The 22,018-nt window shown below is 72.1% G+C and carries 21 protein-coding genes and 1 pseudogene; 8 read left to right on the forward strand and 14 right to left on the reverse strand.

Annotation, left to right across the window (positions count from 1 at the left end; all coding sequences use genetic code 11):
• Nucleotides 1–103 precede the first annotated feature (103 nt).
• From C4J65_RS36490 to C4J65_RS02995, 4 genes and pseudogenes are all read left to right on the forward strand, one after another.
• Nucleotides 104–419, forward strand: a pseudogene (locus C4J65_RS36490) (IS630 family transposase); the annotation flags it as partial.
• 333 nt (nucleotides 420–752) lie between these two features.
• Nucleotides 753–3,089: an FUSC family protein gene (locus tag C4J65_RS02985; protein WP_240330617.1), complete on the forward strand. Its 2,337-nt coding sequence runs from the start codon at nucleotides 753–755 to the stop codon at nucleotides 3,087–3,089.
• A 527-nt stretch (nucleotides 3,090–3,616) separates the two neighbouring features.
• Entirely contained in the window at nucleotides 3,617–4,000 is a 384-nt protein-coding gene (locus C4J65_RS02990) for a Rid family detoxifying hydrolase (protein ID WP_115740960.1), read from the forward strand.
• Nucleotides 4,001–4,216: 216 nt separating this feature from the next.
• On the forward strand, nucleotides 4,217–4,750 hold the full coding sequence (locus C4J65_RS02995; RefSeq protein ID WP_115740961.1) for a GNAT family N-acetyltransferase: 534 nt from the start codon (nucleotides 4,217–4,219) through the stop codon (nucleotides 4,748–4,750).
• 426 nt (nucleotides 4,751–5,176) lie between these two features.
• Here the strand turns inward: C4J65_RS02995 and C4J65_RS03000 are convergent, their stop codons facing one another.
• From C4J65_RS03000 to C4J65_RS03010, 3 genes are all read right to left on the reverse strand, one after another.
• Nucleotides 5,177–5,617, reverse strand: a complete 441-nt coding sequence (locus C4J65_RS03000; RefSeq protein WP_115740962.1) for a hypothetical protein — start codon at nucleotides 5,615–5,617, stop codon at nucleotides 5,177–5,179.
• A gap of 66 nt (nucleotides 5,618–5,683) precedes the next feature.
• Nucleotides 5,684–6,409: an ABC transporter permease gene (locus C4J65_RS03005; RefSeq protein ID WP_115740963.1), complete on the reverse strand. Its 726-nt coding sequence runs from the start codon at nucleotides 6,407–6,409 to the stop codon at nucleotides 5,684–5,686.
• Entirely contained in the window at nucleotides 6,406–7,332 is a 927-nt protein-coding gene (locus tag C4J65_RS03010) for an ABC transporter ATP-binding protein (protein ID WP_115740964.1), read from the reverse strand. The genes C4J65_RS03005 and C4J65_RS03010 overlap by 4 nt, the downstream gene beginning before the upstream one ends.
• A 108-nt stretch (nucleotides 7,333–7,440) precedes the next feature.
• On the opposite strand from C4J65_RS03010, the gene C4J65_RS03015 reads away from it, so the two are divergent.
• The 3 genes from C4J65_RS03015 (at nucleotide 7,441) to C4J65_RS03025 (ending at nucleotide 10,526) form a co-directional block, all read left to right on the forward strand.
• Nucleotides 7,441–8,595: a histidine kinase gene (locus tag C4J65_RS03015; RefSeq protein WP_115740965.1), complete on the forward strand. Its 1,155-nt coding sequence runs from the start codon at nucleotides 7,441–7,443 to the stop codon at nucleotides 8,593–8,595.
• 14 nt (nucleotides 8,596–8,609) lie between these two features.
• Complete coding sequence (locus tag C4J65_RS03020) at nucleotides 8,610–9,272, forward strand: response regulator transcription factor (RefSeq protein WP_115740966.1); 663 nt, start codon at nucleotides 8,610–8,612, stop codon at nucleotides 9,270–9,272.
• Between the two features lie 99 nt (nucleotides 9,273–9,371).
• Nucleotides 9,372–10,526: an ROK family transcriptional regulator gene (locus C4J65_RS03025; protein ID WP_115740967.1), complete on the forward strand. Its 1,155-nt coding sequence runs from the start codon at nucleotides 9,372–9,374 to the stop codon at nucleotides 10,524–10,526.
• A 38-nt stretch (nucleotides 10,527–10,564) separates the two neighbouring features.
• On the opposite strand, the gene C4J65_RS03030 is transcribed toward C4J65_RS03025, so the two are convergent.
• Both C4J65_RS03030 and C4J65_RS03035 read right to left on the reverse strand, forming a co-directional pair.
• Nucleotides 10,565–11,326 (reverse strand): GntR family transcriptional regulator, encoded by a 762-nt coding sequence (locus C4J65_RS03030; protein ID WP_115740968.1) that lies wholly within the window; start codon nucleotides 11,324–11,326, stop codon nucleotides 10,565–10,567.
• A gap of 201 nt (nucleotides 11,327–11,527) precedes the next feature.
• Nucleotides 11,528–12,415: an RNA polymerase sigma-70 factor gene (locus tag C4J65_RS03035; protein WP_115740969.1), complete on the reverse strand. Its 888-nt coding sequence runs from the start codon at nucleotides 12,413–12,415 to the stop codon at nucleotides 11,528–11,530.
• A 153-nt stretch (nucleotides 12,416–12,568) separates the two neighbouring features.
• On the opposite strand from C4J65_RS03035, the gene C4J65_RS03040 reads away from it, so the two are divergent.
• Nucleotides 12,569–13,447, forward strand: coding sequence for an alpha/beta fold hydrolase (locus C4J65_RS03040; RefSeq protein ID WP_162832992.1), 879 nt, complete (start codon nucleotides 12,569–12,571; stop codon nucleotides 13,445–13,447).
• Here the strand turns inward: C4J65_RS03040 and C4J65_RS03045 are convergent.
• The 9 genes from C4J65_RS03045 to C4J65_RS03090 form a co-directional block, all read right to left on the reverse strand.
• Nucleotides 13,399–14,268: an alpha/beta fold hydrolase gene (locus C4J65_RS03045; protein ID WP_115740971.1), complete on the reverse strand. Its 870-nt coding sequence runs from the start codon at nucleotides 14,266–14,268 to the stop codon at nucleotides 13,399–13,401. The two genes, C4J65_RS03040 and C4J65_RS03045, sit on opposite strands and share 49 nt — an antisense overlap.
• A 223-nt stretch (nucleotides 14,269–14,491) precedes the next feature.
• Nucleotides 14,492–15,760 (reverse strand): beta-ketoacyl-[acyl-carrier-protein] synthase family protein, encoded by a 1,269-nt coding sequence (locus C4J65_RS03050; RefSeq protein WP_115740972.1) that lies wholly within the window; start codon nucleotides 15,758–15,760, stop codon nucleotides 14,492–14,494.
• On the reverse strand, nucleotides 15,757–16,014 hold the full coding sequence (locus C4J65_RS03055; protein ID WP_059297636.1) for a phosphopantetheine-binding protein: 258 nt from the start codon (nucleotides 16,012–16,014) through the stop codon (nucleotides 15,757–15,759). The genes C4J65_RS03050 and C4J65_RS03055 overlap by 4 nt, the downstream gene beginning before the upstream one ends.
• 127 nt (nucleotides 16,015–16,141) lie before the next feature.
• Nucleotides 16,142–17,260 (reverse strand): 2-oxo acid dehydrogenase subunit E2, encoded by a 1,119-nt coding sequence (locus tag C4J65_RS03065; RefSeq protein ID WP_115740973.1) that lies wholly within the window; start codon nucleotides 17,258–17,260, stop codon nucleotides 16,142–16,144.
• Nucleotides 17,257–18,270 (reverse strand): transketolase C-terminal domain-containing protein, encoded by a 1,014-nt coding sequence (locus C4J65_RS03070; protein ID WP_115740974.1) that lies wholly within the window; start codon nucleotides 18,268–18,270, stop codon nucleotides 17,257–17,259. The genes C4J65_RS03065 and C4J65_RS03070 overlap by 4 nt, the downstream gene beginning before the upstream one ends.
• Entirely contained in the window at nucleotides 18,267–19,244 is a 978-nt protein-coding gene (locus tag C4J65_RS03075; RefSeq protein WP_115740975.1) for a thiamine pyrophosphate-dependent dehydrogenase E1 component subunit alpha, read from the reverse strand. The genes C4J65_RS03070 and C4J65_RS03075 overlap by 4 nt, the downstream gene beginning before the upstream one ends.
• Nucleotides 19,245–19,254: 10 nt before the next feature.
• On the reverse strand, nucleotides 19,255–20,217 hold the full coding sequence (locus C4J65_RS03080) for a ketoacyl-ACP synthase III (RefSeq protein ID WP_115740976.1): 963 nt from the start codon (nucleotides 20,215–20,217) through the stop codon (nucleotides 19,255–19,257).
• The gene (locus C4J65_RS03085; protein WP_115740977.1) at nucleotides 20,217–20,489 is read right to left on the reverse strand and encodes an acyl carrier protein; all 273 of its coding nucleotides are present in this window, start codon (nucleotides 20,487–20,489) and stop codon (nucleotides 20,217–20,219) included. Before C4J65_RS03085 ends, C4J65_RS03080 begins: the two co-directional genes overlap by 1 nt.
• A gap of 99 nt (nucleotides 20,490–20,588) precedes the next feature.
• Nucleotides 20,589–21,770, reverse strand: coding sequence for a thioester reductase domain-containing protein (locus C4J65_RS03090; RefSeq protein ID WP_240330367.1), 1,182 nt, complete (start codon nucleotides 21,768–21,770; stop codon nucleotides 20,589–20,591).
• Nucleotides 21,771–22,018: the final 248 nt, after the last annotated feature.

The following is a 22,018-nucleotide window of genomic DNA, read 5'->3' on the forward strand; positions in this document are numbered from 1 at the left end:
GTGCCGTGCCTCAGGCAGCGCCCGCCGACGGCTCCCTCGTCCGCGCACCGCTGGCCCGAGCGCCCGTCTGCTGGACGGACCGGAGTCGAAGGCCGTCTCCCGGACCTGGCCGGCGATCCGGGCCAAAGCAGGAGCGGACAAGGGCGAAGGCTCTTCGCCGACCAGGCCGGGATCCGCTCGGACCAGGTCACCGGCCGCGAGGACCGGATCGAGCTGCACTTCCCGCCGTCGTACTCACCCGAGCCGAACCCGGACGAACTGGTCGACGCCGGCCTCAAGCGCAGCCTGCCCCACACCCACCGGGCCAGGAACCAGACCGAACTCGCAGCCGAAACCCGCGGGTTCTTCCACCGCCGACAACGCCGGCCCCACATACTGCGCGCTACTTCGGCGGCCCGCACGTCCGCTACATCCTCAACGCGACCGCTGGGCGACGAGCGGAGCGCCGGCACCCAACACCGGTCCGGCGCCCTGGGACCACCCGGGAGGCCGCCGATGGCAAGGACCTGCGAGGTCTCCCGGGAGTCCCGGTCCTCCCGCTGCGCTGCGCAGCACCGCCGTCGAAACCGGAGCACGCGGGACGCGGCTCGGCGCATCGGAGAGTGCAGCAGTCACCTGACGCATACCGGACGGAACCCCCGCTCGTCGAGACTGTTGGCGCGGCAATGAGTCGGTCGGGACCTCCAGACTCCTCCCATCGCCGTCTGGCTTGTCGCGGTGATGCAGGGTCCCGCTCGGACGACCGCCACGCAGTGGCTCCGCGCCGTCAGCCGCGGGCACGACCGTCCACAGGCGGAAGGATGACGGAGAAACCCATGGTGGCGAGGACAAAAGCATTGCTGTGGGACCGCTTCGCCGCCATTGACCCGGGGCTGATGCGTCTCACCTCCGCGATGCGCGCCGTGCTGGGCGCCGCCGCGACCCTCGCCGTGCTGACAGCGCTGCAAGGGTCCGACACGGCACTGCTGGCGGGCGGTTTCACCGCCATGGTGACGTCACTGGCGATCAGTGACCTGCACCCGCGCAACCAGCTCAGCACGCTCGGGCTCGGGGCTCCACTCTCCCTCGCGGCCCTGACCGCCGGAGCCGTGCTGACTCCGTACCCGACGGCAGCCAAGGTGCTGTGCCTGCTGCTGATCCATTTGACCGTCCAGGCCCGCCGATTCGGCGCGAGAGGGCTGGGGCTGGGCATCTTCGGCTTCATGGCCTTCTTCTTGTCGCAGTTCACCCAGGCCCGAGTGGTCCAGCTTCCGCAGCTCGGGGCAGCCGTACTCGTCGCATTCGGCGCCGTCGCGACCGTGTGGTACTGCGCCGGCCCCAGGACGGCGTCCGGCGTCCTGACGCGGCTCCGGCGTGCCTTCGACGGGCGTCTGCACGAGGTCCTACGGGACACGGCCTCGATGATCGCCACTGGTCAGGACGTCCACACTCGGAGTCGATCGTTGGAGCGCCACCTGGACAGGCTGCACGCATCCGTGCTTCTGATCGAGGACTTCCTCGATGAACGCCCGGTCGACCAGGACACCGACGACCTGCTGCTGCAGCACATCTCTCGGGCCGAGGTGGCTGCGCAGCGGCTGGCCGTGCTCACCGTCCGCGCGGCCCGAACGCAACCGAACCTCAACGACCTGGCGGAACGGACAGCACGGCAGCAGCTCACGGGACGGATCCAGGTTCTCCGACACCAGCTGACCGTTGGAACGGCCCCTCCCCCCGAGGAGTACGAGGAGTACGAGGAGTACGAGGAGTACGAGGAGCAGCGTGAGGACGGCCCGGCACACCGGCCGGCCGGATCCGCACACTTGCAGGACTGCTTCCAAGCGGTCGACGAACTCACCGCAGCCTTGCGGGCTCTCGGCCCGCGCGCCGTCCCTCGACCAGAACGCGGGACACCTCCGCGCGAGCGCGCCACACCGCAGGGGCAAGCCTTCGCAGTGGAGCGGCGCGGGGAAAGGGACACCGGAAGCCTGAAGCGCGCAGCCACCCGACAGGCCTTTCAGGTGACCGCTGCCTCGGCACTCGCCGTCGTGGGCGGTCATCTCCTGTCCCCGCACCTGTGGTACTGGGCCGTCGCGGCGTCCTGGGTCGTATTCATCAAGAACGAGAGCACCGGCGAAGTCCTGTTGCAAAGTCTCCGGCGGCTGACGGGCACCGTCATCGGCGTGGTGGTCGGCTACGGTCTCGCCGCCCTGGTCGGCGGAGACGGCCCGCTGCTCCTGCTCCTGCTGCTGGTCTGCATGTTCGGGATGTTCTACACGCCGTCCGTCGCCTACTGGGCGGTGACGTTCTTCCTCACCTGCATGCTCAGTCTGCTGCTCTCCCTCCTGGGCACCTTCTCGACGCACGTGCTGCTCCTGCGCGTTGAGGAGACCGCACTGGGAGTGGCCTGCGGGATCCTCGCCGCCGTCCTGGTTCTGCCCACCACGGTCCGCCGGGCCAGTGACGAGGAGTTGGTCAACTTCCTGCTGGTCCTCCGCCAACTCCTTCGGACCACCACAGGAAACCTGGGCGCAGGAACATCGACGAGCTGGGTGCGCGCGGCACGTGACCTCGACCAAGCACTGGAGTCCTTCGGTAAAGCGTCTCTGCCGCTCACCCACCCGCTCAACCCGCAACGTGGCCGACGTGATCGCGCCCGCCACCTGGTGGAACTGCTGGGGTCTGCTGCCTACCACGCACGGAGCCTGGCCGCCACGGCCGGGCGTTTCCCGGCGGGCCAGGGCGCAGAGTGCGCCACCCGGCTCACCGCCGCGGCCGACCGCGCACAGGAGACCGTGACACAGCTGATCCGCATCACGCACCATCGACCGGGAATCGCCTCGCATACCGCACGCCCCAGGGTCACCGGGGCGCTGTCCCTGCTCTCGGACGAGCGGCGTATGCGTCGCCCGGAGCAGCGCCTGCTGCTGCACATCGATCGCCTCGACGCTACCTTGATCGTGCTCGCGCGAGCCTTGGATCCGCTCGCCTCGGATCCCGGCCACGCCCCGGGCCGTCGTCCGCACGGCACCGGGCCACGACCGGCCACGCCACTTCGCGGGACGTGCACGTTCTCGGCTGCGGCCGTCCGCTGTGCCTGCCGCGCGTAGGCGGCGACCGACCGTGCTGCCCGCCGGAGAGAGCAGCCCCGAAGCCTTGTCGGGAGCCACTTCTTCCCCGGACGGCACAGGCCTGGGCGTGGGCCGGTGGGCACGGGCTGCCGATGAGGTGCGACTCCGTCCAGCGGTCGGCGGTCCGTCGTGGCCAGGTGCAGTCACGTGACGCATACCGCGGCACGTGCCCGGTGCCGCAGCATCGTGGTGCGGGGTCGCTCACGGAGCGGTCGTACTCGCCGGGAGGCGGCCTTTGTCACCACCCGGCGGAGACGGGCATGAAGGCACCGCGGCCTCGGCCGCCTCCCACCCGGGCGAGCGTCCGCGTCCGCCCTCCGAGCCGGGCATGAACCGAATCGGTCCATCCGCCCCTGTCCCCACCGGCCTTGACAGCCCGGGCCTCCCGCCCCGTGGCCGGGCAGGCCCTCGCCAAGGTCACCCACCGAGACGCCTCGCGATCCTCCTCAGCACGGATCCGGCCGTCTCGCAGACATTCGCCTCTGAAGAGAACCGAGGAAACTCCCATGAGCAGGACCATCATCAGCACCAAGGACGCCCCCGTGCTTCCCGCTCCCCTGTCCCAGGGCGTGCGCAAGGGCGGACTCGTCCAGGTCGCCGGCCAGCTGCCCCTCGACCCGGCGACCGGGAACGTCGTGGGCAGCACGGTCGCCGAGCAGACCGCACAGGTCCTGCGCAACGTCACCGCAGTCCTCGAAGCGGCCGGTGCGGGCCTGGAGGACGTGCTCATCCTGCGCGTCTACCTCACCGACGCGGCCCATCTCGCCGAGATGAACCAGGCATACGCCGAGGCGGTGGGCGAGCCGTTCCCGGCCCGTACCACCGTCTACATGGAGCTTCCGCCCGGCATGCTGGTGGAGATCGACGCCCTCGCCGCCGTCGATGGCTGACCAGGGACCATCGCGGCGCGGCCGGTTGGTCGCGACAGCCCGTCCCGGGTTGCTGCAGCCAATCGGCCGCGTCATGACATACGGCGCCCGCAAGGGCCGTGGTGCTGCGGCAGGCTGCCACTGAATCGGTCTGGCCTCTCGACCGCGCTGGCGAAGCGGCGGCGCCGGCGAGCGCCGGATTACCGATGCGGTGCCTGCCTTCGGCAGGATGGGCGCATGACCGAGATCCGCACACCCCGTCTTCTCCTCCGTGGCTGGCACGACGACGACCTCGCGTCGATGGCGGACATCAACGCGGACCCACGGGTTATGCGCTGGACCGACGACGGTTCGGTGCGCGACCTGGACCACACAGCCGAGGACATCGAACGGTGGGAGGAGGAGTGGGATGAGGAGGGCTTCGGACTCTTCGCCGTCGAACTGCTGGCCTCGGGCGAACTGATCGGTTTCACAGGGCTGTCCGTGCCCGAGTTCCTGCCGGAGGTGATGCCCGCAGTGGCGATCAACTGGCGGCTCGGCTCACCGTTCTGGGGCCAGGGATACGCGTCCGAAGCCGCGCACGCCACACTGGAGTTCGCACTCCAGGACCGCGGCCTGGACCGTGTCATCAGCATCAGCCGGGTGGGGGACAACGCCTCCGAGAACGTCATCCGCAAGCTCGGCATGACACCCGAGCGGGAGACGACCCACCCGGTATACGGCTACCCACTGCACGTTCACGGCATCGACCTCACCGAGTTCCAGGCATGAACCCGCCCAGCCGTCGATCATCACAAGACAGCCGACCACCGCGCCTACGTCCCTGAACGCATTGAACCTTTTCCATCATCGGTCCGAGCTGGCCAGATGCGGGGTGAGGACGGCCTGAACGAGGCATGTACACAGAGAAGACGTCGTCCGTGCCGCGAGCTCCAGTGCCTCGGCGTCCACCAGAACCTCGTCGATCACCACCGGAGCGAAATTCGGCGCAGCGAACTACCCGAACACGCATGCGGCCTCGCGGGTCAGGGGATCGGCACCGCTCCGACCTGCCGCATCCCAGCCCAGCGGACTCTTCTGCGGCATCGACCCCGGCCTGATGACGGCGGCGACGGGCCACCGAGGAGTACCGGGAGGGCGGCCGGCTGCGGGAGCCGGCACACGGGACCCGGCAGCGGACGTAGTCCTGCACCGCGGTCACGGCGGTGGCTCCTGCGTGACCACCGCCAGCAACCGCACCTCGTCCGCCTGGTCTCGGTCGGCGACGGCCACCGCGACCCAGCGGCCGGTGCCCTCGGCCTCCCAGAGGCACGCCACCCGCGCGCCGGCGCTCAGCCCGGCCCACGGCTCGGGTATCTCCTCGCGCTCGGTCCGCAGCAGGACCGTCTGCAGGTTGAAGGGGTCCGTCCGCCCCCAGCGCGTGGCGAACCGCTCGTAGAGGGCGTCCCGGTCCTTCTCGTACTGCTCGACCGTCGCCGCCCGCTCGCCCGGGTCGCGTCCGCGCAGGCCGCGGCTGCTCTCCAGCACCGCCGTGAAGTGCCCGGGAGCCGCGGTGCCCCCGCCCGACGGGCCGTGCTCCGCCGGGAAGGGCCGGAAGCACAGCTCGTCGACGAGGGCGAGGTGCCGCGCGATGTTCATGCCTCCAGTAAACCCGCCGCCACTGACAATTGGCGGGGCGTCAGCCGCCCCGCCGGTCGTCCGTGGTCAGGCGTCCCGGCGGCGCAGCCGCCAGAATCCGGCGAGGAGCGCGACGGCGGCCCACAGCGCCGCCACCGCTAGCCCCGTCCAGGGCCCGAGGGTCCCGTCGTGCGTCCGGTAGAGGACGATTTGACCCGCCTGGTCGGGCAGGAAGCCGGCGGCTGTGCCCGCCGCGTCCCCGAGCACGAAGGAGACGACGAGGATGAACGGGATCAGGGTGGACAGGGTGGCCACTCCGCTGCGGAACAGGGTGGTGAGCCCGGCCGCGAACAGGGCCATGAGCATGAGGTAGATCCCGCAGCCCACGACGCCGCGGACCTGCTCACCCGCGGTGAGCCCGTCCGCCGCCGTGCCGAGGCCCGCACGAGCCGCGAGCAGGGCGGCGAGCGCGGTGACCAGCCCCACCACCAGGACCGGTACGGCGATGACCGCCAGCTTCGCCGCGAACCACCGGCCGCGCTGCGGTACTGCGGCCAGGGAGAGCCGGATCCCGTTGGTCTGGTACTCGGAGGAGATGACGACGGCCCCGAAGGCGATGGCCGCGATCTGGCCGGGCATGACACCGGACAGGGCCGTGAACAGCGGGTCGAAGTCCGGATCGGAGGCGTCGGACGACCCGGCCAGTGCGGAGAACGCCGTGGTGACCACGAACAGGGCCAGCAGGGTGCCGCACAGCGAGCGCAGGGTGAGCACCTTGAGCGCCTCGGCGCGGAGGACGGGGGTGAGGTTCATGGTCGGGCCTCCTTGGGCTGTGCGGCGAACTCGGTCTCGGCGGCGGTCAGGTCGAGGTAGGCCTGTTCCAGCGTGCCCTCGTCCGAGGCGAGTTCGTGGACGGGTACGCCCGCGCCGGACACGATCCGGCCGACGTCGTCCACGCGCGCGCGGTGCACGGTCCAGTACCCGCCGTCGTGTTCCACGGCGTCGTGTCCGTGCCGGGCGAGCGCGGCTTTGAGCGCGGTCGCGTCCGGCGTCCGGATGCGCACCCGCGGCTGCACGCGCGAGTCGATGAACTCCCGCATCGGCGTGTCGGCGAGCAGGCGGCCTCGGCCGAGGACGATGAGGTGGTCGGCGAAGGACGCCGTCTCGTTCATCAGGTGACTGGAGACCAGCACCGTGCGTCCTTGGGCCGCGAGCCGGCGCAGCAGTTCGCGCACCCAGACGATGCCCTCGGGATCCAGTCCGTTGGAGGGTTCGTCCAGCATCACCACTTCGGGATCGCCCAGCAGCGCGGCGGCGATGCCCAGTCGCTGGCGCATCCCCAGGGAGTACGTCTTCACCCGGCGGTGGGCCACGGACGCGATGCCCGTCTCCTCCATCACCTCCCCGACCCGCCGCGCGGGGACGCGGTTGCTCGCCGCCAGGACGCGGAGGTGGTCCCGCGCGGTGCGCGATCCGTGGGCCGCCTCCGAGTCGAGCAGGGCGCCGACGTGCCGCAGCGGCTCGTGGAGGGTGGTGTAGGCGCGTCCGCCGACCGTCGCGGTCCCGGAGGTCGGCCGGTCCAGGCCCAGGACGAGCCGCATGGTGGTGGACTTGCCGGCGCCGTTGGGGCCGAGGAAGCCGGTGACGCTGCCGGGACGCACGGTGAAGGTGAGGTCGTCGACAGCTCGTCGGGGGCCGTACTCCTTGGTGAGGTTGCGGACGTCGATGCTGGTCATGGCGACAGCGTGGCGGACCGCACCGCGCGGTGGCCTCCCCCGCCGGTGGATGGCGCGTCCCCCGTGCGGGGGAGCCGTGCCGTCGGTGCCGGATGACACGATGACGGGATGGTTCGCCTGCTGCGCCCGCTGGTACGCGGGAGGACGTACACCCGGCTGCTGCACCTGTGGGTGCCGGTGGCCGCGCTCAGCGTGTGGTGGTGGGTCGCACCGGAGCTGCCCTGGGTGCCGCTGCTGGTGCTGGTGCCGGTGGGTCTGATCCCGGCGGTGCGGGTGGGCGAGGTGATGCAGGCCCGGCTGCTGCTGACACCGGACGAGGCGGAGCCGGACTTCGCCCTGCTGCCCGCCGTGACCTGGCGGGACCGCTGGCGGACCGTGCTCTGGCTGGGGGTGAGGACGCTGCTGGGCGGGGTGGCCTCCTACCTCACGATCTGGCTGCCGATCGTGGCGTACACCCTGGCCGCGCGCACGGTGGGGCACGAGCCCGAGGACCTGCCCGCCCTGTCGGGCGAACCGGGGTGGCTGTACGGCCTGCTGGCGCCGCTGCCGCTCCTCGTGCTGTACGCGGTCGTGGTCGGCCTCGGCGAGGTGCTCACCGCCGCCGCCCGGCGACTGCTCGGCCCGTCGGCCGCCGAACGCCTCACGGCCCTCGAGGAGCGCACCGAGCAGCTGTTGGAGCGCACCCGCATCGCCCGCGAGCTGCACGACTCCATCGGTCACGCGCTGACCGTGGCCGTCGTCCAGGCGGGGGCCGCGCGCGCGGCGAACAGCCCGGAGTTCACCGACCGGGCCCTGACGGCGATCGAGGAGACGGGCCGGGCGGCGCTGGAGGACCTGGAGCGGGTGCTCGGGGTGCTGCGGGAGGCGGAGCGGCCGGTGAGCGCCCGGCCGACGCTCACGGACGCCGACCGGCTCCTGGAGTCCGCGCGCGCCTCCGGGGCCAAGGTCGACGCCGAGGTCACCGGCCCGCTGGACAGCCTGCCGGGCCCGGTCTCCCGGGAGGGCTACCGCATCCTCCAGGAGGCGCTGACCAACGTGCTGCGGCACGCGGGGGCGGTGCCGGCCCTGGTTCGTATCGGGGTCGCGGACGGGGCGCTCACCCTGGAGGTGCGCAATCCGCTGCCGGACGACAGGCCCGCCCCGGGCCGCGGGAGCGGTCTGCGCGGCATACGGGAGCGGGCCGCGCTGCTGGGCGGGCGGGCCCGCACGGGGCCGGACGGCGCCGGTGACTGGCAGGTGCGCGTCGAGCTGCCGCTCGGCTGATCTACGCTGGGCGGATGCCGGTCAGAGTGCTCCTCGTCGACGACGAACCCCTGGTGCGCGCCGGTCTGCGGGCCGTGCTGGAGGCGCAGCCGGACATCGAGGTGGTCGGTGAGGCGGCCGACGGGGCGGCGGTCATTCCGCTGGTGCGGCAGGTGCGGCCGGACGTGGTCGCCATGGACGTCCGGATGCCGCTGCTGGACGGGATCGAGGCCACCCGCGCGCTGCTGCGGACGGTGGCCGACCCGCCGAAGATCCTCGTGGTGACGACCTTCGAGAACGACGAGTACGTGTACGAGGCCCTGCGCGCGGGCGCCGACGGCTTCCTGCTCAAGCGGGCCCGCCCGGCCGAGATCGTGCACGCGGTGCGGCTGATCGCCGAGGGCGAGTCCCTGCTGTTCCCCGCCTCGGTGCGGCAGCTGGCCGCCGAGTACGGCGACGGGGGCGGGAACCGCGCGGCCCGCGCCGAGTTGGAGCGCGCCCGGCTGACCGAACGGGAGGGCGAGGTGCTGCGGCTGATGGCGCGGGGGCTGTCGAACGCGGAGATCGCCGCACGGCTGGTGGTCGGCACGGAGACGGTGAAGTCGCACGTGAGCGCCGTCCTGGCGAAGCTGGGGGCACGCGACCGCACCCAGGCGGTGATCACGGCGTACGAGTCGGGGTTCGTCGCGCCCGGGTGAGGAGGCTTCGGGGAGCGGGCACGGCGGACCGGAACTCGCCGGGGTTCGGCGGGCCGAGTACCATCCGGCCCACACGCGCACGAGCTGGGAGGACGGACCTTGGCAGGCCTGACCGGCGGGGACCCTTCACTGTTGCGGAGGATCAATTCCGCTGTGGTGCTGCACGCGTTGCGTGCGACGGACTCCGCGACGCTGACCGAGATCACCCGGGTGACGGGGCTGTCCAGGCCGACCGTCGAGGGTGTCGTCGAGGGGCTGATAGAGGCCGGCCTGGTCGTCGAGGCGGCCGCCGACGAGGGGACGGCCCGGCGGCAGGGGCGGCCGGCGCGGCGGTTCCGGTTCCGGGCGGAGGCCGGACACCTGCTGGGCCTGGAGATCGGCCCGCACCGCGTGGCCGCGCTCCTGTCCGACCTGGACGGCCGGGTGATCGGCGCCCAGGCCAAGGACGTGGACGAGAACGCGCCGGCCGACGAGCGGCTGGAGCGGCTGCGCACGGCCGTGGCCGAGCTGTTGCGCCGGGCCGGTGTGGCGCGCGGCTCGCTGCGGGCGGTGGGCGCGGCCACGCCCGGGATCGTCGAGGCGGACGGCACGGTCCGCCTGGGCACCGCGCTGCCCGGGTGGACGGGTCTTGGCCTGGGTGAGCGGCTGAGCCGTTCCTTCAAGTGCCCGGTGCTGGTCGAGAACGACGCGAACGCGGCGGCGGTCGCCGAGCACTGGAAGGGGTCCGCCACCGAGAGCGACGACATCGTGTTCGTGCTGGCCGGGCTCAGTCCCGGGGCCGGGGCGCTGATCGGCGGGCGGCTGCACCGGGGGTACGGCGGGGCGGCCGGGGAGATCGGCGCGCTGCACCTGCTGGGCCGGGACGTGACGCCGGAGACGCTGCTGTCCACCACGGACCAGCCGCTGCACCCGCTGGACGAGCAGGCGGTCGCCAAGGTCTTCGCCGAGGCCCGTGAGGGCGACGAGCGGGCCCGCGCGGCCGTCGAGCGGTTCATCCAGCGGCTGGTGCACGACGTGGCGGCACTGGCGTTGGCGCTCGATCCGGAGATGGTCGTCATCGGCGGCTGGGCGGCCGGCCTCGACGGCGTACTGGAGCCGTTGCGCCGGGAGCTGGCCCGCTACTGCCTGCGGCCGCCGCGGGTGGCCCTGTCGCTGCTCGGCGAGGCGGCCGTGGCGACGGGTGCGCTGCGGCTGGCCCTCGACCATGTGGAGGAGCAGTTGTTCGCGGTCGAGGGCGCGACGGCCCGCCGCTGACCCGCGGGCGGCGGGCGGCGACCCGGGGGGCGGGTCGGTCAGGAGGCCTGCGTCTCGGGGCCGTGGTGGATCTCCACGTCCCCGGAGTCGCCGAACGTCAGCCGGCAGGTGTCCGCGCGGTAGGTGGCGACGGAGAGGGCTGCGGTGCGGCCGTCGGCGAGGTAGCGGGTGGTGACCACGAGGACGGGCGCGCCCGGGAGGCGGTCCAGCTCCTTCGCGTCGTCCGCGCCGACCGAGCCCAGCTCGACGGCGCTCTCCTGCCGCTCCAGGTCCCCGCGCTGCAGTTCACGCAGCACGGCACGCGCGCGTGCGGGCCCGGAGGGCGCGTCGATGGCGGTGAGGTCGGGCACCGAGGACGCCGGGACGTACAGCAGTTCCGCGGCGACGGGCTGGCCGTGGCTCACGCGGGAGCGGCGGACGGTGTGGACGGGTTCGTCGCGGTCCGTCTCCAGGGCGGCGGCCACGGCAGCGGGAGGTGCCGCGAGGACGCAGTCGGCGGGCTGCCAGGCGTCGTCGGCCGTCCCGGGCCAGGCGTGCTCCCGGGTGCCGACGGCCACGCCGACGCGCGGCGGCGCCACGGTCGTACCGACGCCTCTGCGGCGCTGGAGCCTGCCTTCCAGCTCGAGCTGCTCCAGGGCCTGGCGCAGGGTCGCGCGAGCGACGCCGAAGCGGGCGGCGAGGTCGCGTTCGTTGGGCAGGATCTCGCCCACCTCGAACTCCGAGTCCAGCGCCTCGCTGAGTACGGTCCTGAGGTGCCAGTACTTGGGCTCCGGCACCGATTCCAACTGCGTGGTCCCCACCCTGTCCTCCGCAATCGCCGTAGTCCGGCGGCGTTTTGACGCCCTTGTTTATTAAAGGTTGTTGCAGTTCTCTGCGACCCTAAAACGCCCCACCCCCTTGGTCAAGACCAATCCCACGACGGAACGGCCCCGGCCCCCGTCGCGAGACGTCGCGGGACGGGGACCGGGGCCCTGAGATGACGCGGGGAGAACGGGGCGGGGCTAGGGAATGTCGGCCAGGGACAGCAGTTTGTCCGGGTTGCGGATGATGTACATCGACTGGATGCGACCGTCGACGACGTCCACCTGGACGACGGAGTCCGGCTTGCCGCCGGAGCGGACCAGCAGGGCCGGGCCGCCGTTGAGCTCCAGGAAGTGGAAGGTGGCGTCGGGAATGCCCTGCCGCGCGACACCCAGCAGGAAGCGGCCCACCTTGTCGGAGCTCTCCAGCACGCGCAGCGGCGCCTTGGACCGGCCGCCGCTGTCTCCCACCAGCCGGACGTCCGGCGCGAGCGTCGCCAGCAGGCCGGCCAGGTCGCCCTCGGCCGCGGCGGCGAGGAAGCGCTCGGTGAGGTCGCGGCGCTGGGCCTGGTCGACGTCGTAGCGGGGGCGCCGCTCGTCGACGTGCCTGCGGGCGCGTCCGGCGAGCTGGCGCACCGCGGCCTCGCCGCGCTCCAGCATGGCGGCGATCTCCGCGTACGGGTAGCCGAAGGCCTCCCTGAGGACGAACACCGCCCGTTCCAGCGGCGACAGCGACTCCAGGACGACGAGGACGGCGAGGGACACGGAGTCGGCGAGGACGGCCCGCTCGGCGGTGTCCGGCACGGCGTCGCCGAAGTCGGTGACGTAGGGCTCGGGGAGCCACGGGCCGACGTACGTCTCGCCGCGCGACTTGACCTGGCGCAGCCGGTCGATGGCGAGCCGGGTGGTGACGCGCACCAGGTATCCGCGGGGTTCGCGCACGGCGCTGCGGTCGGCACCGGACCAGCGCAGCCACGCCTCCTGGACCACGTCCTCCGCGTCGGCCAGGCGGCCGAGCATGCGGTAGGCGACGCCCAGGAGGACGGGCCGGTGCTCTTCGAAGACGTCGGTCGCGGTGTCGGTGCTCACCCCACCATCCCAGCGGACGCGTCCGGTGGTGTCCAGACGGAATCGCTCGCACCCGGCACCGGGGCTACCCGTCGGTAGCCATTACTGACAAGCTGTCTACCCGACGTCATCGCACGCGCGTTCCCGGAACACCCGTTCCCGACAAGGAGCCCCATGTCCGCAACGCTCTCCTTCACGGCCCCCACCGCCCACGGTCCGCGTGACATCACGCTCGCCTACGCGCGCGTGGGCGCCGGCGAGCCGCTGCTTCTGCTGCACGGCATCGGTCACCACCGGCAGGCCTGGGACCCGGTGGTCGACGTCCTCGCCACCGAACGCGACGTGATAGCCGTGGACCTGCCGGGGTTCGGGGAGTCCTCCGCACTGCCGCCGGGGCTGCCGCACGACCTGCCGACGACGAGCGCGGTGCTCGGCGCCTTCTGCGCTTCACTGGGCCTCGACCGCCCCCACGTGGCGGGCAACTCGCTGGGCGGTCTGCTGGCCCTGGAACTCGGCCGGGAGAACCTGGTGCGGTCGGTGACGGCCCTGTCCCCGGCCGGCTTCTGGACGCAGGCCGAGCGGCGCTACGCCTTCGGCGTCCTGATGGGGATGCGCCGGACCGCCCGGAGCCTGCCCCTCCCGCTGGTCGAGCGGCTGTCCCGCACCGCGGTCGGCCGCACCGCGCTGACGAGTACGATCTACGCCCGTCCCGGCCGCCGCTCCCCCGAGGCCGTGGTCGCCGAGACGCTGGCGCTCGCCCGCGCCGAGGGCTTTACCCAGACGCTCCGGGCCGGCCGGAGCGTGCTGTTCACCGACGATGTGCCCGGCGTCCACGTCACCGTGGCGTGGGGCGACCGGGACCGGCTGCTCCTGCCCCGGCAGGGCATACGCGCCAAGCGCGCCATTCCGCGTGCCCGCCTGGTGCGGCTGCCCGGCTGCGGCCACGTCCCGATGAACGACGACCCGGCGCTGGTCGCCCGCGTTCTCCTGGACGGGAGCAGGACTCAGTCGGCCAGGGCCTTGAGGACCTCGTTCAGCACGGTCGGGTTGTAGGGCATGCTCACGTGCGGGGTGTGGTCGTCCGGGTCGATGTCCTGAAGGACGATGTTGTTGACGTAGCGGCCCTCGGTCTTCGCGAGAGCGCACGACGTGTACGGAGTGACCACGTCGTCGTACTGGGTGGCGATGACGGTGTGGCGGACGCCCTCCGTCGTCTCGCCGAGATCGGCCAGCTCGCGCTGGAAGGGGTGGTCGTGCTGGAGTTGCGGCCAGGCCGGCACGACCTCCCCGACGGCGCCCTGTTCGAGGAGTTCCACCGCGCCGGGAATCTGGCGGGCGAGGTTCATCAGCCCCTGTGCCGTGACTCCGTGGTTGCTGGGCGCGATGCCGACGAAGTTGTGCACCTTGGGTCCTCCGCCCAGGGCGTTCAGGTAGTAGCGCGGCACCATGCCGCCCTGCGAGAAGCCGACCACGTCGACCTCCCGGGCGCCGGTCCGCCGCAGTACCTCGTCGACGAAGTCCGCGAGCTGCCGGGCGGAGCGCTTGATGTCGCCGAGGCCGAAGATCACGGGGTGGCCGTGCTGGCCGTAGTCGAGCCGGAAGACCCGGTGGCCGTGCTGTCGTAGCAGCGGTGTCGCCGTGTTCCAGGTGTAGCCCCGGTTGCCGAAGGTGCCGTGCGCGAGCACCACCGGACGCGGATGCTCCTCGGTGGGCGGCGCGTTCCAGTCGTCCTCTCCCGCCTGTACGTCGACGGTCGCGATGACCTGCGCTCCGCAGGCCTGGGCGACCGCACGCAGGCGGTGCGGGGCCTCGGTGACGTCCGTGACGACGTCGTCCGAGTTGGCACCGGGGACACGGGGATTGAGGAAACTCACGGTCTTCTCCCTTTCGTCGGGGCATGGCGCGGAGTTCGAACCGCCTCCTCGGCCTCGCGTCCATCGAATTCCGCAACGATCCCTCGACCGGGGGAAAGCAGCCTTCTCCACGCTGTCCCTGTCGGTTGTGCGCGGAGCCGCAGCCCACGCGCTGCTCGTAGCGGGATCGGCGGCGGCCGGCGGAGAGGTCGTTCGGATGGCCGCTGCCGCCGCCTGGAGATGCTCACGGTGAAGGAGCGGCCGGCTCCCGGGCCGGTTCGGTGGGGCAGCTTCTGAAGGCGAGTACGGCGTTGTGGCCGCCGAAGCCGAAGGAATGGCTCAGGGCGAGGTCGACGGGCTGCTCCCGGCTGGTGCCGGTGACGGCGTTGATCTCGGCGTCTCCTTCCTGTTTCTCGAGGTTGGCCACGGGCGGCACCCGGCCGTGGGCCACGGACAGGGCGGTGATCGCCGCTTCGACCGCCCCGGCCGCGCCGAGCAGGTGGCCGAGGGTGCCCTTGACCGAGGTCACGGAGGGCTGGTGAGGGAAGAGGCGGCGGATCAGACGGGCCTCGGCGGCGTCGTTGAGCGGCGTGCTGGTGCCGTGCGCGTTGATGTGCTGCACGTCCGCGGGGCGGGCGCCGGCGTCGTCGAGGGCCCGCCGCACGGCGAGGGCGGCGCCCTTGCCCTCGGGGTCGGGTGCCACGGGGTGGTGGGCGTCGGACGATGCTCCGTAGCCCGCCAGCAGGGCGTAGCCGGGGCGTCCGCGGGCCCTCGCCGCACTGGCCGGCTCCAGGACCAGGGCCGCACCGCCCTCCGCCATGACGAAGCCGTCCCGGGCGGTGTCGAAGGGCCGGGAGGCGGCCCGCGGGTCGTCGCCGCGCCGGGACAGCGCGCCCATCCGGTCGAAGCCGGTGACCCAGAAGGGCTGGACGACCGCGTCGGAGGCCCCCGCGACGGCGATGTCGCAGGCCCCGGAGCGCAGGAGTTGCAGGGCGGTGCCGATGGCGGTGGCGCCGGAGGCGCAGGCGGTGACCGTGCACAGCGCCGGGCCCCGGGCCCGCAGGTGGATGGTGAGCTGTCCGGTGGCCATGTTGGGCAGGAACATCGGCAGCAGCAGCGGTGAGACGCGTGCCGTGCCCACCTCGAGCAGTTTGCGGTGCTGTTCCAGCATGGTGCCGGTGCCGCCGGCCGAGCTGCCGAAGACCACCGCGACGCGGTCCGCGTCCCAGTCGGCCGGGTCCAGGCCGGCGTCGGAGACCGCCTCCAGGGCGGCGCAGAGGGCGAACTGGGTGAAGCGGTCGTACTGCCAGGGGCGTGAGCCGGGGACGTGATCACGGGGTGAGAAGTCCGGTACCAGGCAGGCGAAGTCGACGTCGAGACCCTTGAGTTCGGGGACGTGCCGGGCGGTGGGGCGGCCCGCGCACACGCCGTCCCAGGTGGCCTCGCGGCCGGTGCCGGCCGGAGTGACCAGGCCGATCCCGGTGACGGCGACGTCGGGACGGGCGCCGGTCACGGCTTGACGGCCTCGGCGATGAGGTCGGCCACGCCGGCCAGGGTGAGGTCCGGGTCGGCCTCGCCGTCCTGTACTTCGATGCCGAGTTCCTCGGTGAGGACGACGAAGAGCTCCACCACGGCCAGCGAGTCGAGGTCCAGCTGCTCGAAGGTCGCGGTGGGGACGATGGCCTCGGGGGGCACTTCGAACTTGTTGCTGAGAACCGAGGCGAGCAGGTCGTAGGCGCGACTGTGGGGTGTGGTGTCGGTAGTCATGTCAGGGGTGTCCTTTCCAGTCCGACGGGCGGTACCCCGGGGGTGGTGGGGTTCCGTGGGGTGGGGTTCCGTGGGGCGGGGCTCCATGGGGCGGGGCTCCATGGGGCGGGCTCCATGGGGTCTGCGGTCAGCCGAGCGCGTCCGGTGCCTCCAGCTCCGCCTTGACGTCCTTGAGCAGGGCCATCGCGTCCCTGCCGTTGACCACCCGGTGGTCGTAGACCAGGCCGAGGTGGACGAACCGGTGGGTGCGAGGAGTGCCCTGCGCGTCCAGGAGCACCTGGTCGTCGACGGCGCCGACGGAGATCACGCAGGTCTGGCCGGGGAAGACGATGGGGGTGGCCAGGACCATGCCCTCGGTGGTGTGCGGAGCGACCATGATGTTGGCCCCCGCGAGTTCGGCGGCCTGGAACGTGCCCCGGAACGCCTTGCTCCGGAAGCCGGTCAGCAGGTCGGCGATCCGGTCGCCGCTCAGCTCGGCGGCGTCGCGCACCACCGGGGTGTACAGACCTCGGCCCGCGTCCATGGTGACGCCCACATGGGCCCGTTCGCTCTCGCGCACCGCGCCGTCGTCGGTGAGCGCGGCGAACATCAGGGGATGCCCCGCGTGCCGGCGCGCCACCGCCTTGATCAGCAGGACGGGCAGGGAGACGAAACTGCCGGTGCGCTCGGACAGCCGGCGGGCCAGTTCCTCCGCCTGTCCGACGTCGACCTTGGCGTAGGCGGCCGCGGCCGGAACGGTCCGCATCGACTCGGTCACCACCGCCCCCACCGTCCGCTGCCGCTTGGACAGTTGGCGCTCGGCGGAGGCGGGCGCCGACGCGGCCCGCCGCACCAGGGCCTCGACATCGGCCGTACGGATGACCGTGCGCCCGAGACCGCGCAGCTCGGCCTCGGACACGCCGTGGCGGTCGGCGAGCTCACGGGCCGCGTTGGTGATGCTCAGCTCCGCGCCGGGGGGTGCGGTTGTCGCCGCCGGGGTGGCGGCCGACGCCCGGTAGGAGTCGCGTTCCTCGGCCGACTCGAAGAGGTAGGCGATGGTCTGCCCCGGCCTGCAGTCCTGGCCGCCGCCGACGAGGACGTGGAGGACTCCGGGGCCGGTGCTCTCGATCTCCTCACTGGCCTTCGAGGTCTCCACGACCGCCAGCGGTTCCTCGCCCTCGATGCTGCTGCCGTCGGGGACGAGCCACTCGACCAGGGTGTAGCTGGAGTCGTTCGTGTTGAGCGTGGGCAGCTCGATGCCGATCACTTCGTCGCCTCCGTGATCGCGCGGTGGATGGTGGCCGGCTGGAGCAGCACGCCGTGCTCCAGGTGCGCCGCGGTCGGTACGATGCTCGGCTCGGCGCTCAGCGGCAGTACCGGGCGGGCCAGCCGGCTCCACAGCTGCTCGTGGAGATGCTGGGCGAGCAGTTCGCCCCAGGTCCCGTCGGCCGTGGAGTCCTCCATGACACAGATGCGGTCGGCACGGGCCAGCACCGGGAGCAGCGCCTTGCTGTCGAAGGGGTAGAGCTGGGAGGGCACCAGCAGTTCACACGTGATCTCCTCCTCGAGGAGCAGGGTGCGCAGGGCGGCGACGGCCCGTTCGGTGAGTCCGCCCGGGGCCAGGACGATCCAGTCGGGGGGCCCGCAGTCCGGCGCGAACACCCGGGCGGTCTCGCTGGGATCGGCCAGCACCTCGTAGCGGAAGAGGTCGTCCACGACCCCCGCCCGGTACATGGGGCGGGTGTAGAGCACCTTGTCCTCGAAGAGCACGCCGGGCTCCTCGCGGTCGAGCATCGCGGTCAGTACGCGCTGGTTGTCGTGGAACGGGGAGACCTCCCGCAGGTGCAGCGAGGGAATGCCGAGGAAGTGCTTCTGCAGGCTCTGGCTGTGCGTCGGGCCGTACCCCCGGTTGCCTCCGGTGGGGCAGCGGACGACCATGCTCATCGGGACCCTGCGGCCGTACATCGACACGGACTTGGCGGCGAAGTTCAGCAGCGGGTCGAAGGCCAGCGCGGCGAAGTCCGAGAACATCATCTCGACCACGGACCGGTTGCCGGCCAGGGCCAGGCCCGCGCCCACGCCGGCGATACCGCCCTCGCTCAGCGGTGAGGACAGCACCCGGTCCGGGAAGCGGTCGGAGAGCCCCCGGGTCACTTTGAACGCCCCGCCGTAGGGGTCGGCGACGTCCTCGCCGATCAGATACGTGCCGGGGTGGGCGCCGAGGAGGTGGTGCAGTGCGCTGTTGAGGTTCTCGGCCACGCGTTGGCGTCTGGTCATCGGGCCTCCCATCGGGACGCCGGACGCGCGCCGACCTCTCGTACGACGGCGGCGACGGCCTCCGCCTGTGCCTGGTCGGCGGCGGCGGACTGGGCGGGATGGTCCTGCCGGTAGCGGCGGTACCAGTCGTGCCGGGCCGCTCGCTCACGGACCTCGGCCGCGCGGGTGTCGTCCCCTTTGCTGTGCGGGCCCACGCGGTGGGTGACGCACTCGACCACGTACGGCCGGTGCCGGTCGCGGACCTGCTCGACCACGGGGGTGAGGGCGGCGCGTACGTCGGTGACGTCCACGGAGTCGATCCGCAGGTGGCCGACGCCGAAGGCCGCCGCCCGGGCGGCGACGGTGCCGGACATCTGCCGCTCGGTCGGTGTCGACTGGGCGATCCCGTTGTGCTCCACCACGACGAGCACCGGGACCTGCCACAGCTGCGCCATGTTGAGCGCCTCGTACACGGCGCCCTCGCCCCAGGTGCCGTCGCCGATGTGGACCACCGCGATCCGGCCCGGCTCGGCCCGCTTCAGGTGCAGGCCGACTCCCACGGCGACGGGCAGGCTCTGGCCCTGTACGCCGGTCGACAGGTAGCGGTCGCGGTAGATGTGCTGGCTGCCGCCCACGCCGTGGCAGACGGCACCGGCCCGCCCCATGATCTCCGCGAGCAGACCGTGCGGGTCGTGGAAGCGGGCCAGGTAGTGGCCGTGCCCGCGGTGGTTGCTGAAGACGTAGTCGCCCTCGTCCAGCAGCGGGTAGAGCGCGACGGGGATGTACTCCTGGCCGAGGCAGGTGTGCGTGGTGCCGTGCAGCCGGCCCTGGGAGAACAGCTCCAGCACGGCCAGTTCGAAGTGGCGGATCATCAGCAGGGTGCCGAGATCGGCGTCGGACAGCCGGGACAGGGGACGGGCCACGACACCGGCTTCGGGTTCGGGTCCGCCGACGGGCCTGAGGTCGACCGCGGGGGACGCGGACGTGACGTTCATGAGGTGCTCCTTACGGAAGTTCGACCACCTGGGCGCACCAGGTCAGCCCGGCGCCGAAGCCCAGGAGCAGCGCCTTGTCGCCGGGCCGTACGGTGGCCGAGGCGAGCAGCGACTCCAGAGCCAGCGGGATGGACGCCGAACTGGTGTTGCCGTCGGTGACGATGCTGCGGGCGATCGCCACGTGCGCGGGCGGGCGCAGTCGGCGCACCATCGCGTCGATCAGCCGCCCGTTGCACTGGTGCGGCACGAAGGCGCTGATGTCGTCCCAGGTGAGCCCGGCCGCGTCGAGTGCGTCCCGGGCCACTTGCGGCATGTGCGAACCGAACCAGCGGACCACCCGGGTGCCGTCCATGTGCATGTACGGGCGGGCGGCACCGGGTTTGGGCGGTGCGCTGGTCATCCAGGGCTCACCGGGGCCGTGGGTTCCCCACACCGCCGGTCCGATCCCGCCGTGCTCGGCGGCGCTGACCACCGCGGCCCCGGCGGCATCGCCGAAGACCATGACGGTCGCGCAGTCGTCGGGGTCGGTGATGTCGCTCAGCCGCTCGGCGGCGACGACCAGGATCTGACGCGCCTGCCGTGCGGCGATGAGTCCGGAGGCCAGGGTCAGCCCGTAACCGAACCCGGCGCACCCGCCGTTGACGTCGAACCCGCCGGCCCGGCCGGCGCCGATGCGGTGGGTGAGACTGGCGGCCCGGCAGGAAGCCTGGCCGACGCTGCTGGCGGAGGAGAACAGGACACAGTCCAGGTCCTCGGCGAGCACGCCCGCCTGGGCCAGGGCCTTGTCCGCCGCCTGCGCGGCCATCTCGACGAAGGTGTCGTCGGGGTCGGCCTTCAGCCTGGTCCGGATTCCGGTGATCTGCTCGATCCAGCCTTCCTCATGGCCGAACCTGGTGTCGAGTTCGGCGCTGGTGAGCAGGCCACCGGGGCGGTAGACACCGATGCCGGTCAGCCGTCCCGCGCCCCGGGCCATCAGCGGGCTCCGTCCGCCGCGGCGACGGCTGCCCGGCCGTTCACGTAGTCGAGGGTCCGCCGGACGGTGCGCAGGTCGTGCACCGCCTCGTCCGGGATGGGAACGCCGTAGCGCTCCTGGATCCGCTCGGCCAGTTCGATGACGGCCATCGAGTCGAACCCCAACGATGTGAAGGGCGCGTCGGCCGGCTGCTCCGAGATCGCCCGGGCCGCTTCGGCGCCGGCGATCTCGGCCACCATCGCCGTCAGGTCTTCCAGGGTGAAAGGGGACATGCGGAAACTCCAGCTGATGAGATGCGGGGAGGGGTGACGGGAGGGACAAGAGGGACGGGAGAGGCCGGGAGAGGACGGGAGGAGAGAACCGCGCGTGGGTCACTGGGCGGGCAGCATGGCGTCGCGGTTCAGGAAGGCGAGCATCCTGCGGAAGTAGTCGGCGTCGAGCACCGGCGGGGCGCGGTGCGCGGTGGCCGCGGTGGGGCCGGCGGTGTTCTGCCCCGGGGCCGGGATCATCTGCCGGAGGGTCTCGCCGGCCAGCCTCAGGGTGCTGCGGGGGACCTCGTCGCCCAGGTCGCGAAGCCGCTCCAGCCAGGTGTCGAACGGAACGAGCGGAAGGTCGACACCCGCGTCCGCGAAGCCCTGGAAGTACGACCGGAAGGGCAGCGGTTCGGGATCGATCACGTGGAACACCTGTCCTCGGGCACGTCGGCTCAGGGACAGGTCGACGATCGCACGGCTGGTGAAGTCGACCGTGCCCACCGGCAGGAGACCGGGGTGGTCGGGGGCGCAGCCGGCGCGGATGCTCGCCGTCGTCAGGTGGACGAACCAGTCCGACCTCCCCACCAGGCCGGTGCGCGAGTCCGCCAGGATCACACCGGGCCGGTGCACCATCGTGGGCGATCCGCGGTCCGCGGCCTGCGCGACCAACTGCTCGGCGACCCATTTGGTGGCGCAGTAACCGGAGACACCGGTCCCGGCCTCCCGGGCCGCCGGGATCACTCCCATCGTCGAGATGTAATGCACGGGGATCCGGCGGGTCCGGGTCGCCAGTCTCAGGATTTCCAGGGTCCCCGACACATTGCAGCCGCGCAGGATCGGGTAACTCGCCAGAAGATTGACCCAGGCACCGCAGTGATAAATGACGTCGATGCCGCGCGAGAGGTCCGTGAACTCCTCCTCGGTCAAGCCGAACCGCGGCTTCGCCAGGCTGCCGGGCACGACGTCGACCCGGGACATGTGGTGCTCCGGCACATCCCGGGCGCGTAGCTGACCGGCGAGCCGCTCCCGGGCCTCAGCGGCCGACTCCGCTCTCACCAGGCAATGGATTCGAGCGTCGGTGGAATCCAGCAGGTCGGCGAGCAGGAAACCGCCGAGGAATCCCGTGGCCCCCGTCAGCAGAATTCTCTCGGTCGGCCCTTCGGGAACTTCCGTCAGAGCCGACGCATCGATTTCCGCCGGAAGTCGCAAGTCGTCGCTGATCGGGAAACTGGCCATACCAACACCGCATTTCAGCACAGGCGAGATTCGGTCCTGCCCTGAACACTCCCCGCGACTCACGAGGTTTACTACAGAAATCTGCCACCAGTGGGAGCGCAGGGCGCATCCTCCTGGCCGTTACCCGCGCCCGCACCCCCACAACGGGTGAGTAGGGCTCATTCATTCGAACAGGCCGCGACTCCGAAGGGACGGCCGGAACGTACGCCCGGAGCGCGTTGCCGGTATCGCGCGCCGTCGGTTGCACGCCAACGCGCTTACGCGGAAGGAGCGTTGCGAAACGGGGGGCGGGGGGCGGAGGCGGCCCGAGC

The sequence above is a fragment of the Streptomyces sp. CB09001 genome (assembly GCF_003369795.1).
GTDB lineage: Bacteria > Actinomycetota > Actinomycetes > Streptomycetales > Streptomycetaceae > Streptomyces.